Consider the following 14,531-nt stretch of genomic DNA (forward strand, 5'->3'; position numbering starts at 1 on the left):
CACACCCGGGGGTCGGGCCGTTTGCGCGACGGCCGCTTGCATCGACTGCATCCACTGCAACACCTGCAAAGCGACCGCGCAAAAAAAATGGGCTGGAAGAATCCGCCCACGCAGCTTTACCCGGGAAAAGCGCATTATAGCCGGCCCTCGGCACTCAGGCAAGATGCGCGCCCACCGCGCCGCAGAATGCGAGAATCGCGCCCCTTCGACACGACGGAGTCACGGAGTCACCATGGGTTTTCTCAGCGGCAAGCGGCTGCTCATCACCGGCCTGCTGTCCAACCGGTCCATCGCGTATGGCATCGCGCGCGCCTGCCACCGCGAGGGCGCCGAGCTGGCCTTCAGCTACGTGGGCGAGCGCTTTCGCGAGCGCACCGTGGAGTTTGCGCGCGAATTCGGCAGCAGCCTGATCTACGACTGCGACGTCTCGAACGACGAGCAGATCGCCGCGCTGTTCGAACAGCTCGGCCAGGCCTGGCCCGAATTCGACGGCTTCGTGCACTCGATCGGCTTCGCGCCGCGCGAGGCGATCGCCGGCGACTTCCTCGACGGCTTCACGCGCGAGAACTTCCGCATCGCCCACGACATCTCGGCCTACAGCTTCGGCGCGCTCGCCAAGGCCGCGGCCCCGCGCCTGCGGCCGGGCGCCGCTTTGCTGACGCTGAGCTACCTGGGCGCGCTGCGCATCGTGCCGGCCTACAACACGATGGGGCTGGCCAAGGCCTCGCTGGAGGCCAGCGTGCGCTACCTCGCGGGCAGCCTGGGCGCGCGGGGCGTGCGCGTGAACGGCATCTCGGCCGGCCCGATCAAGACGCTGGCAGCGAGCGGCATCAAGGGCTTCGGCAAGATCCTGGAAGTGGTGGAGAAGAACGCCCCGCTGCGCCGCAACGTCACCATCGACGACGTCGGCAACGTCGCCGCCTTCCTGCTGTCGGACCTGGCGGCCGGCGTCACCGCCGAGATCACCTACGTCGACGGTGGCTTCAGCCACGTCATGGGCGGTTCGGCCGACGACTGACCGAACAGGACGCAGCCGCCGGGCTTGCAGGCCCGGCGGCCTGCGTCAGGCGCTGGACGACGTCCGGACACAGTCCACGTAGTACCGGCGCCGGCCATCGGCGCCGGGTTCGTCGTCGACGAGCCCGTGCACGTCGGTGTCGAAACCCGGGAATGCGGCGTTGAACTCGCGCGTGAAGCGCAGGTAGTCGACGATGCGCTTGTTGAAGCGCTCGCCCGGGATCAGCAGCGGGATGCCCGGCGGGTACGGCGTCAGCAGGCTGGTGGTGATGCGGCCCTCGAGCTGGTCGATCGCCACGCGCTCGGTCTTGCGGTGCGCGATGTGCGCGTAGGCCTCGCTGGGCGTCATCGCCGGGTGCAGGTCCGACAGGTACACCTCGGTGGTGAGGCGTGCGATGTCGCCCTTCGCGTAGTGCTCGTGGATCTGCTGGCAGAGGTCGCGCAGGCCCATGCGCTCGTAGCGCGGGTGGGCAGCGCAGAACTCGGGCAGGATGCGCCACAGCGGGGCGTTCTTGTCGTAGTCGTCCTTGAACTGCTGCAGCGCGGTCAGCAGCGTGTTCCAGCGGCCCTTGGTGATGCCGATCGTGAACATGATGAAGAACGAGTAGAGCCCCGTCTTCTCGACCACCACGCCGTGTTCGGCGAGGAACTTGGTGACGATGCTGGCCGGGATGCCGGTCTTGGCGAACTTGCCCGACATGTCCAGTCCCGGCGTGATGAGCGTGCACTTGATCGGGTCGAGCAGGTTGAAGCCGTCGGCCAGCGCGCCGAAGCCGTGCCACTTGGCGCCGGCCTTCAGCACCCAGTCGCTGCTCTTGCCCATGCCCTCGGCGGCCAGCTTGTCCGGACCCCAGACCTTGAACCACCAGTCGCGGCCGAAGTCCTTCTCGACCTTGCGCATCGCGCGGCGGAAGTCGAGCGACTCGAGGATGCTCTCCTCCACCAGCGCCGGGCCGCCGGGCGCTTCCATCATCGCCGCGGCCACGTCGCAGCTGGCGATGATGGCGTACTGCGGGCTGGTGCTGGTGTGCATCAGGTACGCCTCGTTGAAGAGGTGGCGGTCCAGCTTGCGCTCGCGCGCGTCCTGCACCAGCACCTGGCTCGCCTGGCTGATGCCGGCCAGCAGCTTGTGCGTGCTCTGCGTGGCGAACACCAGCTGGTCCTTCGGCCGCGGGCGGTTCTTGCCCATGGCGTGGAAGGTGCCGTAGAAGGTGTGGAAGGCCGCGTGCGGCAGCCAGGCTTCGTCGAAGTGCAGCGCATCCACGTAGCCGTCGAGCTCGTGCTTGATGGTCTCGGTGTTGTAGAGCACGCCGTCGTAGGTGCTCTGCGTGAGCGTCAGGATGCGCGGCTTGACCTTCTTGGCGTCGACGCCCTGCAGCAGCGGGTTGGCCTTGATCTTGCGCTGGATCGCCTCGCGCGAGAACTCGCTCTCCGGGATCGGGCCGATGATGCCGTAGTGGTTGCGCGTGGGCGTCAGGAACACCGGCACCGCGCCGGTCATGATGATGCTGTGCAGGATGCTCTTGTGGCAGTTGCGGTCCACCACCACCACGTCGCCCGGTGCCACCGTGTGGTGCCACACCATCTTGTTGCTGGTGCTGGTGCCGTTGGTGACGAAGAAGCAGTGGTCGGCGTTGAAGATGCGCGCGGCGTTGCGCTCGCTGGCCGCCACCGGGCCGGTGTGGTCGAGCAGCTGTCCGAGCTCCTCGACGCTGTTGCAGACGTCGGCCCGCAGCATGTTCTCGCCGAAGAACTGGTGGAACATCTGCCCGACCGGGCTCTTCAGGAACGCCACCCCGCCGCTGTGGCCGGGGCAGTGCCAGCTGTAGGAGCCGTCCTGCGCGTAGTCCATCAACGCCTTGAAGAACGGCGGTGCCACGCCGTCGAGGTAGCTGCGCGCTTCGCGGATGATGTGGCGCGCCACGAACTCGGGCGTGTCCTCGAACATGTGGATGAAGCCGTGCAGCTCGCGCAGAACGTCGTTCGGGATGTGCTGGCTGGTGCGCGTCTCGCCGTAGATGTAGATCGGGATCTCGGCGTTCTTGAAGCGGATCTCCTCGATGAACTTGCGCAGGCTCAGCACCGCCGGGTCGAGCTCGGGTCCGCCCTGGAACTCGTTGTCGTCGATGCTCAGGATGAACGCGCTGGCGCGGCTTTGCTGCTGCGCGAACTGGCTCAGGTCGCCGTAGCTGGTGGCGCCCAGCACCTCGAAGCCTTCCTTCTCGATCGCCTGGGCGAGTGCGCGGATGCCGAATCCGGAGGTGTTCTCCGAGCGGTAGTCCTCGTCGATGATGACGATGGGGAAGTGGAAGCGCAGCATGGCGGGCAGCCTCGGGGCAGATGGACGAGAGAGCGCGAAGTGTAGAGGCGGCCAAGGGCCATGCGCATGGCGCTAGACTGCCCCGAGTTGCGATCTGGAGACACGCATGGACTGGAGCGCCTCGACGCTGTGGTGGCTGGCCACCGGCGTGCTGGTGGCGGTGGAACTGGGCACCGGCACCTTCTACCTGCTGATGCTGGCCCTGGGCTGTGCAGCCGCCGCGCTCGCCGCCCATGCCGGGCTCGGCGGCACCGCCCAGGTGGCCCTGGCAGCGCTGGCCGGCGGCGGCGCGACCGGCCTGTGGCACCTGCGCCGCGCACGGGCACCGCGCTCGGCGCCCGCGGCGTCGAACCCGGACGTCGTGATCGACATCGGTCAGCCCGTGCAGGTGACCTTCTGGAACGCCGACGGCACCGCGCGCGTGCACTACCGCGGCAGCAGCTGGTCGGTGCGCTTCTCCGGCCCGGGCACGCCGGCACCGGGCGAACACGTCATCGTGGCGCTGCAGGGCAACCAGCTCAGCGTCAGCCCCGCCTCCCCCCGCACGTCCCACTGAAAGCCCGCATGGAAATCGCCCTCGTCCTGGCCGTCATCGCCGTCATCTTCATCGCGCGCACCATCAAGATCGTCCCGCAGCAGACGGCGCTGGTCGTCGAGCGCCTGGGCAAGTACGACCGCACGCTCACGCCCGGGCTGAAGTTCGTCATCCCGTTCATCGAACGCGCTGCCTACAAGCATTCGCTGAAGGAGGTGCCGCTGGACGTGCCCAGCCAGGTCTGCATCACGCGCGACAACACCCAGCTGCAGGTCGACGGCATCCTGTACTTCCAGGTGACCGACCCCATGCGGGCCAGCTACGGCAGCAGCGACTACCTCACGGCCATCACGCAGCTGGCGCAGACCACGCTGCGCAGCGTGGTCGGCAAGATGGAGCTCGACAAGACCTTCGAGGAGCGCGAACTCATCAACGCCAGCGTCGTGAGCGCGCTCGACGAGGCCGCGATGACCTGGGGCGTGAAGGTGCTGCGCTACGAGATCAAGGACCTCACGCCGCCGGCCGAGATCCTGCGCAGCATGCAGGCGCAGATCACCGCCGAGCGCGAGAAGCGCGCGCTGATCGCGGCCTCCGAAGGCCGGCGCCAGGAGCAGATCAACATCGCCACCGGCGAGCGCGAGGCCTTCATCGCGCGCAGCGAAGGCGAGAAGCAGGCCGAGATCAACAAGGCGCTGGGCGAGGCCGCGGCCATCACCGCGGTGGCCGACGCCACGGCCGACGCGATCCGCAAGATCGCCGCCGCCATCCAGCAGCCCGGCGGCGAGCAGGCGGTGCAGCTGAAGGTGGCCGAGCGCGCGGTCGACGCCTACGGGCAGCTGGCCAAGACCAACAACACCATGATCGTGCCCGGCCACATGGGCGAGGTCGCGGGGTTGATCGGCACCGCGATGGCGCTGGTCAAGGGCGGCGGCAAGCCGTGACGCAGGCGCTGAACGTGCTGGGCACGGCGCTGGTGCCCTGCTCCTACGATCCGCTCACGGGCTGGTTCCGCGACGGCTGCTGCAACACCGATGCCCACGACGCCGGCAGCCACGTGGTCTGCGCGCGCATGACGGTCGAGTTCCTGAACTTCCAGATGGAACGCGGCAACGACCTCATCACCCCGCGCCCCGAACACCGCTTCCGCGGCCTGAAGCCCGGCGACCGCTGGTGCGTGTGCGCGCTGCGCTGGCGCGAGGCCTACGAGGCCGGCTGTGCGCCGCCGGTGGTGCTGGACAGCACCCACGCGAAGGCGCTGGAGTACGTGCTGATCGAGTGGCTGCGCAAGAGCGCCGCACCGACTCTCGGCTAAACTCGCGCCTTCGCTGCGGAAGGGTGGATGAGCGGTTTAAGTCGCACGCCTGGAAAGCGTGTGGGGGTTAACAGCCCCCCGCGGGTTCGAATCCCGCCCCTTCCGCCACCTCCAAAGCCCCGCCACCGCGCGAGGTTCGTGCACCGGCCCCTGATCGCGCCAGGCACATCGGCCATCATGGCCGGCATGACAGCTCCACCGCCCACCCCGTCTCCCGCGGCCCCGCAGCCGCCGCTGATCGCCGTGCGACAGCTGACCATGGGCTACGCGCTCGGCTCGCGCCGCGTCGAGGTGCTGCGCGGCGTCGACCTGCAGATCGCGGCCGGCACGCGCGTGGCCATCGCCGGCCCTTCCGGTTCGGGCAAGACGTCGCTGCTGCTGCTGCTGGCGGGGCTCGAGCGCCCCAGCGCCGGCCAGGTGGTGGTGGATGGCGTGGACCTGGGCGCGCTGGACGCCGACGCGCTGGCCGATCTGCGGCGCGACCGCATCGGCATCGTGTTCCAGAGCTTCCACCTGTTGCCCAGCCTGAGCGCACTCGACAACGCGGCGCTGCCCTTGCAGATGGCGGGACGCCGCGACGCACGCGACGTGGCCGGCGCGATGCTGGCGCGCGTGGGCCTGGGCGGGCGGCTGCAGCACCGACCGTCCGAGCTGTCCGGGGGCGAGCAGCAGCGGGTGGCGATCGCGCGCGCGCTGGTGCACCGCCCTCGCCTGCTGCTGGCCGACGAGCCCACCGGCAACCTCGACGACCAGACGGCCGAGTCGGTGCGCGACCTGCTGTTCGAGCTGAACCGCGACTTCGGCACGACACTGGTGCTGGTGACCCACGACCTGTCGTTCGCCGCGCGCTGCGACCGCGTGCTGCGCCTGCACGACGGGCAGCTGCACGAGACCGACCCCGCCAGCCTGCGGGCGCCCGCCGATGCCGTTCCTGCTTGACCTGGCCTGGCGCGACCTGCGCGCCAGCGGCCGGCGGCTGTGGGTGTTTGTCGCCTGCCTGGTGCTGGGCGTGACGCTGGTGGCTGCCGGTGGCGGGCTGTACCGCCAGGTGGCCGATGCGCTGCACAACGATGCCCGGCTGATGTTCGGCGGCGACGTGGAGATCGAGACGGCCCGCCCGCTGCCTGCCGACGCGCTGGCGTGGGCACAGGCGCGCGGCCGCGTGTCGCTGGTGATCGAGCTGCGCACCATGCTGCGCACCGCCGACGGCCGCGCGCAGCTGATCACGCTGCAAAGCGCCGACGGCGCCTACCCGCTGGTGGGCACCGTGGAACTCGCTCCGGCCGGCCCGCTGGCCGACACGCTGGCGCAGCGCGCTGCGGGCGGTGCCACCGGGACGGAACTGCCGTGGGGCGCGGCCGTTGACGGCACGCTCGCGCAGCGGCTCGGGTTGCGCGTGGGCGACCGCATCGAGATCGGCGACCTGTCGCTGGCGGTCCGTGCACTGATCGTGCGCCAGCCCGACCGCAGCCTGCGTGCGGACTGGGGCGGCGCCCCGGTGCTGGTGGCCGATGGTGCCCTGCAGGCCACCGGGCTGGTGCAACCGCTCAGCCGTGTCCAGTACCACTACCGGGTGCGCACCGACACCGCCGCTGCCGACTGGCGCGACGCCTTCCTGGCTGCCTTCCCTGCGCTCGACGCCGAGGTGCGGAGCTACGACGAGCGCGGCGACCGCATGGCCGAGGTGCTGGCGCAGATCGGGTCCGGCCTGCTGCTGATCGGCTTCTCGGCGCTGTTCATTGGCGGCCTGGGTGTGTTCAACAGCGTGCAGGCCTACCTGCAAGGCAAGCTCGCGTCGCTGGCCACGCTGCGCGCCCTCGGGCTGCGCGATGGCCGGCTGGCGACGATGGTGCTGGCGCAGGTGGTGATGCTGGCGCTGCTGGCCAGCGCGGCCGGCGCCGTGCTGGGCAGCCTGCTGGCACTGGCCGGCGCGCAGATCGTGGCCGAGCGGCTGCCGGTCGTGGTGCTGCTGCAGGGGCTGTGGCAGCCCGCGCTGGTGGCCCTGCTCTTCGGCGTGCTGACGGCGGTGGCGTTTTCGCTGCCGGCCCTGGGCCGCGCGCTGTCGGTCACGCCGGCGGCGCTGTTCCGCGGCACCGACGGTCTGGCGCTGCGCACGCCGCGCAGCACCTGGTGGCTGACGGCGCTGGCCGGCCTGGCGGTGCTGGTGATGCTGGTGGCCAGCCTGCCCGACCCGCGCTTCGGGCTGGCCTTCGTCGCCGCAACCGGCGCGCTGCTGGCGCTGCTGGACGCGCTCACGCGGAGCCTGAAACGCCTGGCCGCGCGCCTGCAGCACCACCGGCGCCTGCCGCTGGAACTGCAGCTCGCGCTGGCCGGCCTGCAGCAGCCCGCTTCGCCGCTGCGGGCGGCGCTGCTGTCGCTGGGTGCGGCGCTCACACTGCTGGTGGCCTGCACGCTGGTGGTGACGACGCTGCTGCGCACGGTGAACGCCACCGTGCCCGCCAACGCGCCGGCGCTGGTCTTCTACGACGTGCAGACGCCGCAGATCCCGGTGCTGCACGAGGCATTGCAGGCCCGGCCTGAGCGCGACCGCGTGCAGACCGCGCCGCTGGTGCTGGGCCGGCTGGTGGCGGTGAACGGCACGCCGCTGCGCGACAGCACCGACGGGCAACGTGCACGCGAGGCCCGCGACGAACACAAGCTGAGCAACCGCAGCGGCAACTTCGACGACGTGGTCATCGACCGCGGCGCCTGGTGGCCGGCCGACCACGCGGGCGCGCCGCTGGTGGCCATGGAAGACCGCGAGGCCGATCAGATCGGCCTGCAGGTCGGCGACCGCCTGCGCTTCGAGATCATGGGCACGCCGGTCGATGCCACGCTGGCCGCGATCTACAGCCAGCGGCGCATGCAGTCGCGCCTGTGGCTGGAGGCGATCTTCAGCGACGGCGTGCTCGATCCGTTCATCACGCGTCACGTGGGCGCGGCCTGGCTGCCGGCCGGCGAGACGCTCGCCGCGCAGGACCGGCTGGCGGCCGTGGCGCCGAACATCGCCACCGTGCGGACGGAATCGGTGCTGCGCGAGACCCGTGCACTGATGGGCCGTGCCAGCGGCGGGCTGGCGGTGGTGGCGGGCGTGTGCCTGGCGGCCAGCCTGCTGGTGCTGGCCAGCGTGGTGGCGGCCAGCCGCAGCCGGCAGGTCTACGACGCCACGGTGATGCACGCGCTCGGCGCGCGCCACGCCACGCTGCGCCGCGTGCTGCTGTGGGAATACGCACTGCTGGCCGCCGTGACCGCCGGTTTCGCGCTGCTGGCGGGCAGCGCGCTCGGCACCGGGCTGCTGCTGTGGCGGCTCGACATGAGCCCGGCCGGCCTGTACTGGACCGGCGCGCTCACGGCGCTCGGCGTCAGCGGCCTGAGCCTGGGCCTGGGTGCGCGCTACCTGCTCGCCCAGATGCGGCTCAACCCCGCGATGCTGCTGCGCAGCGGCGGCTGAACGCTGGCAGGCGATCGGCGCGCATACTGCGCGCCATGGCCATCGCACATGTCCGGCCCGGCGAAGTCGTCGACGTCCGTCCCCTCGGGGCCGGCCTGACCACAGCCCGCTCGGTCGCGCTCTTCAAGTCCGACGACCTGGAGCTCATGCGCCTGGTGCTGCCCGCCGGCAAGGCCCTGCCGACGCACCAGGTCGCGGGCGACTTCGTCATCCAGTGCGTCGAAGGCACGATCGAGGTCGCCGCGCAGGGGAAGCAGCACCTGCTGCGGGCCGGCCAGCTGCTGCACCTGCCCGGCGGCGTCGCGCACAGCGTCACCGCCCTGCAGGACGCCTCGGCGCTGGTGACCGTGGCACTGCGCAAGCCCTGAGCGCGCGGCGTCACGGCAGCCGCATCTGCCCCAGCAGCACGGTGGCGCGCGGCGAGGCGCGCCCGGCGAGGGCCGCGACGTGCAGCACGCCGCCGGCGGCCAGCACGGCCGGCGCCTGCAGGGCCGTGGTCGATGGCACGTGCAGCGGCGGCACCGCACCGACCGCGGCCACGCCCACGGCCAGCGCCAACCCGCCGTCGACCGTGGCCAGCAGCACCGCGCGGTCGCCCACCGCCTCGGCGTCGAACTCCCACACCGTGCCGTCCCCGAACGGGCGCCAGGCGTCGCCCAAGGGCCGCAGTTCCGCGTCCAGCCGCTGGCACTCGAGCCAGCCGCCCTGCACCAGCCCGTCGGCCGGACGCGGCGTGCGCTGGCGTGGCGCGGCACCGGGGCGGAACAGCAGGGTCGCCTGCAGGTGCCCTGCGCCGACCCGCAGCAGCCGCACGGCCAGCACCACGCCCGGCCGGGGCTGCGGCAGCACCACCCCCGGGGCATAGCGCCCGCCGTCCTGCGGCAGGAACACCACCGGCCGCTGCCGGCCGCCGACCAGGCCGACCGCCGCCACCGCCGCCGGCGCCTGCAGCACCGGGCGCACGAACACCGGTGCGTCGTACACGCCGAAGCGGTCGTGGCTGCTGACGTCGCTGCTGCGGCCGTCGGCACCTTGCCACCGCAGGCCCGATCCGGCGCTGCCGTTGTCGGTCGCGACGACCTGCAGCGCACCGGGCCCGTCGGGCGCCGCCGCCCACGCCGCCCGGTGCAGGAACCCGGCCAGCGGCGCCGGGGCCCCACCTGCCAGATCCATGACCGCGAGCCGCCGGCCCGCGGGCAGCACGTCGTGCGCAAGCACGAGCCGGGGTGCCTGCCGGGGATCGCGGTCGCCCACCAGCGCGAGCCCGCTCACGGTCTCGGCCTCGGACACGGGCAGCGGGTGCAGCTCGATGGGAGTGGCTGCCGCGGCGAAGTCACTTGGCATGGCGGCGGCCCACAGCATGGCGAGGGCGTGTCGCCGCCCGATGGTGCGCTCTGCGGCCATGGTGTGCGCCTCCGGTCATGGTGGCCGTGTCCCGTGGGTCAGCATCAGCCGGTTCGGCGCCCAGCTGCGCGGGATGTACAGCGTGGTTCCCGCCGGCGGCGGGTTCATGCCTGCGGCCCGGGTGCGCCGGTTGTAGGGATGATTCCACAGGTCGGCGCCGGCTCTGCCGAAAGGCAAGGCCACCTGGTCCAGCGTGCCGGCGGCGGGCATGGCCTCGACGAAGAAGCCCTCGCAGCACCGGTTCGCCTTGACCTGCTCGGTGCCGTCGGCGAGCGTGAAGAACGTGGCACGGTTGCCGGCCGTGCCCAGCGAGCCGAGTCCGGCGATCGCATTGCGCTCGTAGCGCGCCGGGTCGGCTTCGGGACCGACGCCGTACGAAGGGTCGTAGATCCGGTTGTTGTAGTAGACGGCGGCGTGGTCGCCGAACAGGAACTGCGGGTTGGTCTTGCCCTGCCCCGGCAGTCCGTCGAGCTTGGTGCATTCGCTTCCCTTGTGGGTGTACGGCGGCGTGGTGCAGGTGCCGGCACCGTCGTGGGTGAAGTTGCGGACATGCAGGATGGTGTTGGCCGCGAGCGCGCTGCAGTCCATCGTGTACAGCAGCACGTCGATGCCGTGCAGCGCCATCGTGTGCGCCATCAGCCGGGCCCAGCCGCCGCAGCGCCCGCTGCCGGTGCCGTTGCTCAGGATGCCGCGCGGCGACTGCACCTCGACGCCCTGCGCGGTGTTGGCCCCTTCGCCGTAGTAGCGCATCGTCACGCCGTCGCCGAGCCGGCGGAAGCCGCGCCCGTCGCCGATCTGCCCCCTGAACGCGTTGAAGGTGCCGTCGACCACCGTGTCGGCGGTCGTCCTGCCGTGGGCCGCCCTGCAGGAGATGTCGAGCAACGTCCAGTAGAGATCGTCCGTGGGCGCCGCGAGCGTCACGTACAGCTGGTGCGTGGTGTGCCCGCAGGCCACCCAGGTGGCAGCGTCGGCATCCTGCATGAACCAGTCGATGCGCATCGCATCCACGCACTGGACCTTGCTGGCAGGCAGCGCAGCGCTGGCGGCCACCTGGGCCACCTGCACCTCGTCGCCGACCCCTGCCGATGCCGGGACCTGCACGGTCGCGGTCCAGGTCATCGCGACGCCGTCGATGGTCGCCCGCGCCTCGACCTGCACGGTCTCGTCGTCGGTCGTGCGGCGCGTGACGCGCAGGCCGGCGCGCAGGCGCATCGTGGCCCCTGCCGGCCAGCACAGCGGGGACTGCACCTGGTCGGTGGCGCGGCCCGCCTGGATGCCCGGTCGCGCCTCGGGCCTGCCTTCCTGCCAGCGCCGGTCGAAGGCGTCGTCGATGTGGGTCGCCCCGTCGTTCAGGACGACCTGGCTGTCGAACTCGGCCCAGGCGACCTGCAGCCGCGGCCACTCGCAGATGTGCAGCGTGGCCTGCAGGCGGATCTCGCCGATGGCCGGCGTGCCCAGCACCACGTCCACCACGCGGTCGCCTGCGGTGGCGACGGCGTGGCGCTGCTGGTTGGGCTGGCCCGGCGTGCCGGCCGGCTGCCAGCGCAGCCGGGCCCAGACATCGGCATGCTGCGGGTTCGTCGTCGCCGTGATCGTGGCGACGTCGCCCGCGATGTGCCCGGCATGGCCCTTCCAGGTGGTGCCGCCCACGTGCACGGGAAGGTCGCAGTCGAGCTGCACGAGGTTCCAGACGTCCACGCGCTGCTGCAGCCGCGGTGCGTTCAACGTGGCGCCCACGATGCGCGGTGCGGCGATCAGCGTCGCCGTCTGGCGCGAGACGTCGCGCAGATGGCTCCGGACGCCCGGCGCACCGTCGCCGTCCCAGGCGATGGCGGCCCAGGCCCCTGCGTTGTCGGGCCGGGTGCGGGCCATCACCACGGCGGGCAGCGTCGGGTGCTGCGTCGTCCACCAGCGGTCGCCCTGCCAGAACAGTGCGCCGCTGGCCACCTCCAGGTCGGTCAGCACCGGCGGCAGGCACTGCAGCACCGGTTCCTCCAGGCTCATGTTGTCCTGGGCCTCGATGTCGTCGAGCGCCTGCTGGCGGGCGGATCTGTTGCCCATGCTCAGTGCAGCACGGCGTCGAGGTAGCGGCACGACGCCGCGAACAGGTCCGCGGCCCGGGTGCTGCCGCCGGCGGCCAGGATCGGCCCGGCCCAGGGCACCAGGGGATCGTTGTCGAAGGCGCTGCCCAGCATGAACTGGTGCAGCGCGAAGGTGGCCGCGTCGCCCGGCGCGGTCATGCCGTGGCGGGCGGCGCGGTCCAGCGCCGCCTCGGCCAGCGTGTGCATGGCGCCGGCGCCGCAGGCCGCGGCCTGCTGCGGCAGCAATGCCGCGAGCCAGCCGACGATGCCGGGGGCATCAGCCGCCGAGGCGAACGACGCCGGCGTCAGCGCGCGGATGCGCAGCAGGCCGCGCACCAGGTGCGTGTTCTCAGGGCCGTGGCTGGCATCGAGCCAGTCGGTGGCGGCCTCGACGGTGCGGCGCATGCGGAACAGCGGGCTGCCCGGGCAGCCCGGCGCCAGCAGCGTGGCCGCCCAGGGGCAGCGGGGATCGTCGGCAAAGCCACTGCCCAGCAGCAGGGCCAGCTCCAGGTAGAGCGCCACCTCGACGCGGTTGTGCAGCCCGCGCGCCCGGGCGCCCGTGATGCCGGCTGCCACCGCGCGGCGCAGCGCGGCGTCGCCGATGAAGTGGCTGAGCTGCGGGTGGTGCCGCAGGGCGTGGAGCCGCCGCTCGTGCGCGAACTGCTCCAGGCGTGCCCGCGACAGCTGCTGCAGTTGATGCGCCCGGATCACCAGCACGGCACGTGTCTCCCCTGGGGAACGCACCGGTCGGCGGCGCGGTGCGGCGCAGTGTCGCACGAGCGGCCGCATCGCGACAGCCGTGCAGGGCGGCGGGCGATGGACGTCGGTGCCTGGGCCGTGGCGCTCAGGCGCGAAACCACGACCGGGTGCGGTTGGCGAACGCCACCAGCGACAGCATCACCGGCACTTCGACCAGCACGCCCACGACGGTGGCGAGGGCCGCGCCCGAGTGCAGGCCGAACAGCGAGATCGCGACCGCCACCGCCAGCTCGAAGAAGTTGGAGGTGCCGATCATGCAGGCGGGCGCCGCGATGTCGTGCGGCAGGCGCAGCTTCCAAGCGGCAACGTACGAGATGGCGAAGATGCCGTAGCTCTGCAGCACCAGCGGCACGGCGATCATGGCGATGACGAGCGGCTTGTCGACCAGGGTGCCGGCCTGGAAGCCGAACAGCAGCACGACGGTGGCGATCAGTCCCAGCACCGACCACGGCTTGAGCGCCGCCACCCCCTGGGCCAGCCGCCGGGGTCCGCCCGCCCGCAGCCACAGGCGCCGCGTCGCGACGCCCGCCAGCAGCGGCAGCACCACGTAGAGCACGGTGGACAGCGCCAGCGTCTGCCAGGGCACCGCGACGTCGGTCACGCCCAGCAGCAAGCCTGCGATGGGTGCGAAGGCGAAGACCATGATCAGGTCGTTCACCGACACCTGCACCAGCGTGTAGGCCGCGTCGCCCTTCACGAGCTGGCTCCAGACGAACACCATCGCCGTGCAGGGCGCCACTCCGAGCAGGATCATGCCGGCGATGTATTCGCTGGCCGACTGCGGGTCGACCCAGGGCGCGAAGACGTGCTCGAAGAACAGCACCGCCAGTGCCGCCATCGTGAAGGGCTTGACCAGCCAGTTGACCACCAGCGTGAGCAGCAGCCCCCGCGGGCGCTGCCCGACGTCCTTGATCGACGCGAAGTCGATCTGGATCATCATCGGGTAGATCATCACCCAGATGCACACGGCCACGACGAGGTTCACGTGCGCCAGCTCCAGCGCCGCCACGGCCTGGAAGAGCCCGGGCACCCACAGGCCCAGGCCCACGCCCGCGACGATGCCCAGGCCGACCCAGACGGTGAGGTAGCGCTCGAAGCGTCCCATGCGCGAGATTGTCGGCGGCCCGCGCTCAGCGGCTGCCGATCTCCCGCACTTCACGCTGGATGGCCAACCGGTCCAGCGCGGCCAGCGGCAGCGCCAGCATGAGGTCGATGCGGCGCTTGAGGACCGTCGCGACGTCCCAGAACGCCTGGGCCCGCTGCGTCTCGTCGCCCGGCGCGGCCGACGGATCGGGCACGCCCCAGTGCGCGGTCATCGGCTGGCCCGGCCACACGGGGCAGACCTCGCCGGCGGCGTTGTCGCAGACGGTGAAGACGAAGTCCATCTGCGGCGCATCGGCCGTGGCGAACTCGCTCCAGCTCTTGCTGCGGTAGCCGTCGGTCGGCAGGCGCAGCCTGGCCAGCGTGGCCAGGGCCTGCGGATGCACCTCGCCCCGCGGCTGGCTGCCGGCCGAGTAGGCAACGAAGCCGCCGCGCCCGGCGCTGTTCAGCAGGGCCTCGGCGATGATCGAGCGCGCCGAGTTGTGCGTGCAGATGAAGAGAACGTTGTAGACCTTGTCGCTCATGGGATTGTCCGTGGGGCTTGTCCGTGG

The 14,531-nt window shown here is 71.7% G+C and carries 13 protein-coding genes and 1 tRNA gene; 8 read left to right on the plus strand and 6 right to left on the minus strand.

Going from position 1 to position 14,531, the window contains the following annotated elements; translation table 11 throughout:
• The first annotated feature begins 232 nt into the window (after nucleotides 1–232).
• Nucleotides 233–1,018, plus strand: coding sequence for an enoyl-ACP reductase FabI (fabI, locus tag ACPOLB_RS01505; protein WP_425259528.1), 786 nt, complete (start codon nucleotides 233–235; stop codon nucleotides 1,016–1,018).
• 45 nt (nucleotides 1,019–1,063) lie between these two features.
• Here the strand turns inward: fabI and ACPOLB_RS01510 are convergent, their stop codons facing one another.
• Nucleotides 1,064–3,337, minus strand: coding sequence for an Orn/Lys/Arg decarboxylase N-terminal domain-containing protein (locus tag ACPOLB_RS01510; protein ID WP_425259529.1), 2,274 nt, complete (start codon nucleotides 3,335–3,337; stop codon nucleotides 1,064–1,066).
• Nucleotides 3,338–3,443: 106 nt separating this feature from the next.
• On the opposite strand from ACPOLB_RS01510, the gene ACPOLB_RS01515 reads away from it, so the two are divergent.
• From ACPOLB_RS01515 to ACPOLB_RS01545, 7 genes are all read left to right on the plus strand, one after another.
• On the plus strand, nucleotides 3,444–3,893 hold the full coding sequence (locus ACPOLB_RS01515; protein ID WP_425259530.1) for an NfeD family protein: 450 nt from the start codon (nucleotides 3,444–3,446) through the stop codon (nucleotides 3,891–3,893).
• An 8-nt stretch (nucleotides 3,894–3,901) separates the two neighbouring features.
• Complete coding sequence (locus ACPOLB_RS01520) at nucleotides 3,902–4,813, plus strand: SPFH domain-containing protein (protein ID WP_425259531.1); 912 nt, start codon at nucleotides 3,902–3,904, stop codon at nucleotides 4,811–4,813.
• A complete protein-coding gene (locus tag ACPOLB_RS01525) occupies nucleotides 4,810–5,184 on the plus strand; it encodes a DUF2237 family protein (RefSeq protein ID WP_425259532.1) in 375 nt (124 codons plus the stop codon). The genes ACPOLB_RS01520 and ACPOLB_RS01525 overlap by 4 nt, the downstream gene beginning before the upstream one ends.
• Before the next feature lie 17 nt (nucleotides 5,185–5,201).
• Nucleotides 5,202–5,292: transfer RNA gene (locus ACPOLB_RS01530), tRNA-Ser, on the plus strand.
• A 78-nt stretch (nucleotides 5,293–5,370) separates the two neighbouring features.
• On the plus strand, nucleotides 5,371–6,123 hold the full coding sequence (locus tag ACPOLB_RS01535; RefSeq protein WP_425259533.1) for an ABC transporter ATP-binding protein: 753 nt from the start codon (nucleotides 5,371–5,373) through the stop codon (nucleotides 6,121–6,123).
• A complete protein-coding gene (locus ACPOLB_RS01540; RefSeq protein WP_425259534.1) occupies nucleotides 6,107–8,635 on the plus strand; it encodes an ABC transporter permease in 2,529 nt (842 codons plus the stop codon). Before ACPOLB_RS01535 ends, ACPOLB_RS01540 begins: the two co-directional genes overlap by 17 nt.
• 35 nt (nucleotides 8,636–8,670) lie before the next feature.
• On the plus strand, nucleotides 8,671–9,003 hold the full coding sequence (locus ACPOLB_RS01545) for a cupin domain-containing protein (RefSeq protein WP_425259535.1): 333 nt from the start codon (nucleotides 8,671–8,673) through the stop codon (nucleotides 9,001–9,003).
• A 10-nt stretch (nucleotides 9,004–9,013) separates the two neighbouring features.
• Here the strand turns inward: ACPOLB_RS01545 and ACPOLB_RS01550 are convergent, their stop codons facing one another.
• The 5 genes from ACPOLB_RS01550 to ACPOLB_RS01570 all read right to left on the minus strand — a co-directional run bounded on the left by ACPOLB_RS01550 (nucleotide 9,014) and on the right by ACPOLB_RS01570 (nucleotide 14,504).
• Nucleotides 9,014–9,979, minus strand: a complete 966-nt coding sequence (locus tag ACPOLB_RS01550) for a hypothetical protein (protein WP_425259536.1) — start codon at nucleotides 9,977–9,979, stop codon at nucleotides 9,014–9,016.
• Nucleotides 9,980–10,054: 75 nt separating this feature from the next.
• Nucleotides 10,055–12,100 (minus strand): hypothetical protein, encoded by a 2,046-nt coding sequence (locus ACPOLB_RS01555; protein ID WP_425259537.1) that lies wholly within the window; start codon nucleotides 12,098–12,100, stop codon nucleotides 10,055–10,057.
• 2 nt (nucleotides 12,101–12,102) lie between these two features.
• On the minus strand, nucleotides 12,103–12,837 hold the full coding sequence (locus tag ACPOLB_RS01560) for a hypothetical protein (RefSeq protein ID WP_425259538.1): 735 nt from the start codon (nucleotides 12,835–12,837) through the stop codon (nucleotides 12,103–12,105).
• A gap of 127 nt (nucleotides 12,838–12,964) precedes the next feature.
• Nucleotides 12,965–13,984, minus strand: a complete 1,020-nt coding sequence (arsB, locus tag ACPOLB_RS01565; RefSeq protein WP_425259539.1) for an ACR3 family arsenite efflux transporter — start codon at nucleotides 13,982–13,984, stop codon at nucleotides 12,965–12,967.
• A 25-nt stretch (nucleotides 13,985–14,009) separates the two neighbouring features.
• A complete protein-coding gene (locus ACPOLB_RS01570) occupies nucleotides 14,010–14,504 on the minus strand; it encodes an arsenate reductase ArsC (protein WP_425259540.1) in 495 nt (164 codons plus the stop codon).
• Nucleotides 14,505–14,531 lie beyond the last annotated feature (27 nt).

Origin of the sequence: Rubrivivax soli, assembly GCF_049810355.1 — a bacterium.
Classification (GTDB): domain Bacteria; phylum Pseudomonadota; class Gammaproteobacteria; order Burkholderiales; family Burkholderiaceae_C; genus Rubrivivax.

Coding starts and splice junctions, on each gene's coding strand:
- fabI (WP_425259528.1), top strand. CDS start 233: ATGGGTTTTCTCAGCGGCAAGCGGCTGCTCATCACCGGCCTGCTGTCC.
- ACPOLB_RS01510 (WP_425259529.1), bottom strand. CDS start 3,337: ATGCTGCGCTTCCACTTCCCCATCGTCATCATCGACGAGGACTACCGC.
- ACPOLB_RS01515 (WP_425259530.1), top strand. CDS start 3,444: ATGGACTGGAGCGCCTCGACGCTGTGGTGGCTGGCCACCGGCGTGCTG.
- ACPOLB_RS01520 (WP_425259531.1), top strand. CDS start 3,902: ATGGAAATCGCCCTCGTCCTGGCCGTCATCGCCGTCATCTTCATCGCG.
- ACPOLB_RS01535 (WP_425259533.1), top strand. CDS start 5,371: ATGACAGCTCCACCGCCCACCCCGTCTCCCGCGGCCCCGCAGCCGCCG.
- ACPOLB_RS01540 (WP_425259534.1), top strand. CDS start 6,107: ATGCCGTTCCTGCTTGACCTGGCCTGGCGCGACCTGCGCGCCAGCGGC.
- ACPOLB_RS01545 (WP_425259535.1), top strand. CDS start 8,671: ATGGCCATCGCACATGTCCGGCCCGGCGAAGTCGTCGACGTCCGTCCC.
- ACPOLB_RS01550 (WP_425259536.1), bottom strand. CDS start 9,979: ATGCCAAGTGACTTCGCCGCGGCAGCCACTCCCATCGAGCTGCACCCG.
- ACPOLB_RS01555 (WP_425259537.1), bottom strand. CDS start 12,100: ATGGGCAACAGATCCGCCCGCCAGCAGGCGCTCGACGACATCGAGGCC.
- arsB (WP_425259539.1), bottom strand. CDS start 13,984: ATGGGACGCTTCGAGCGCTACCTCACCGTCTGGGTCGGCCTGGGCATC.
- ACPOLB_RS01570 (WP_425259540.1), bottom strand. CDS start 14,504: ATGAGCGACAAGGTCTACAACGTTCTCTTCATCTGCACGCACAACTCG.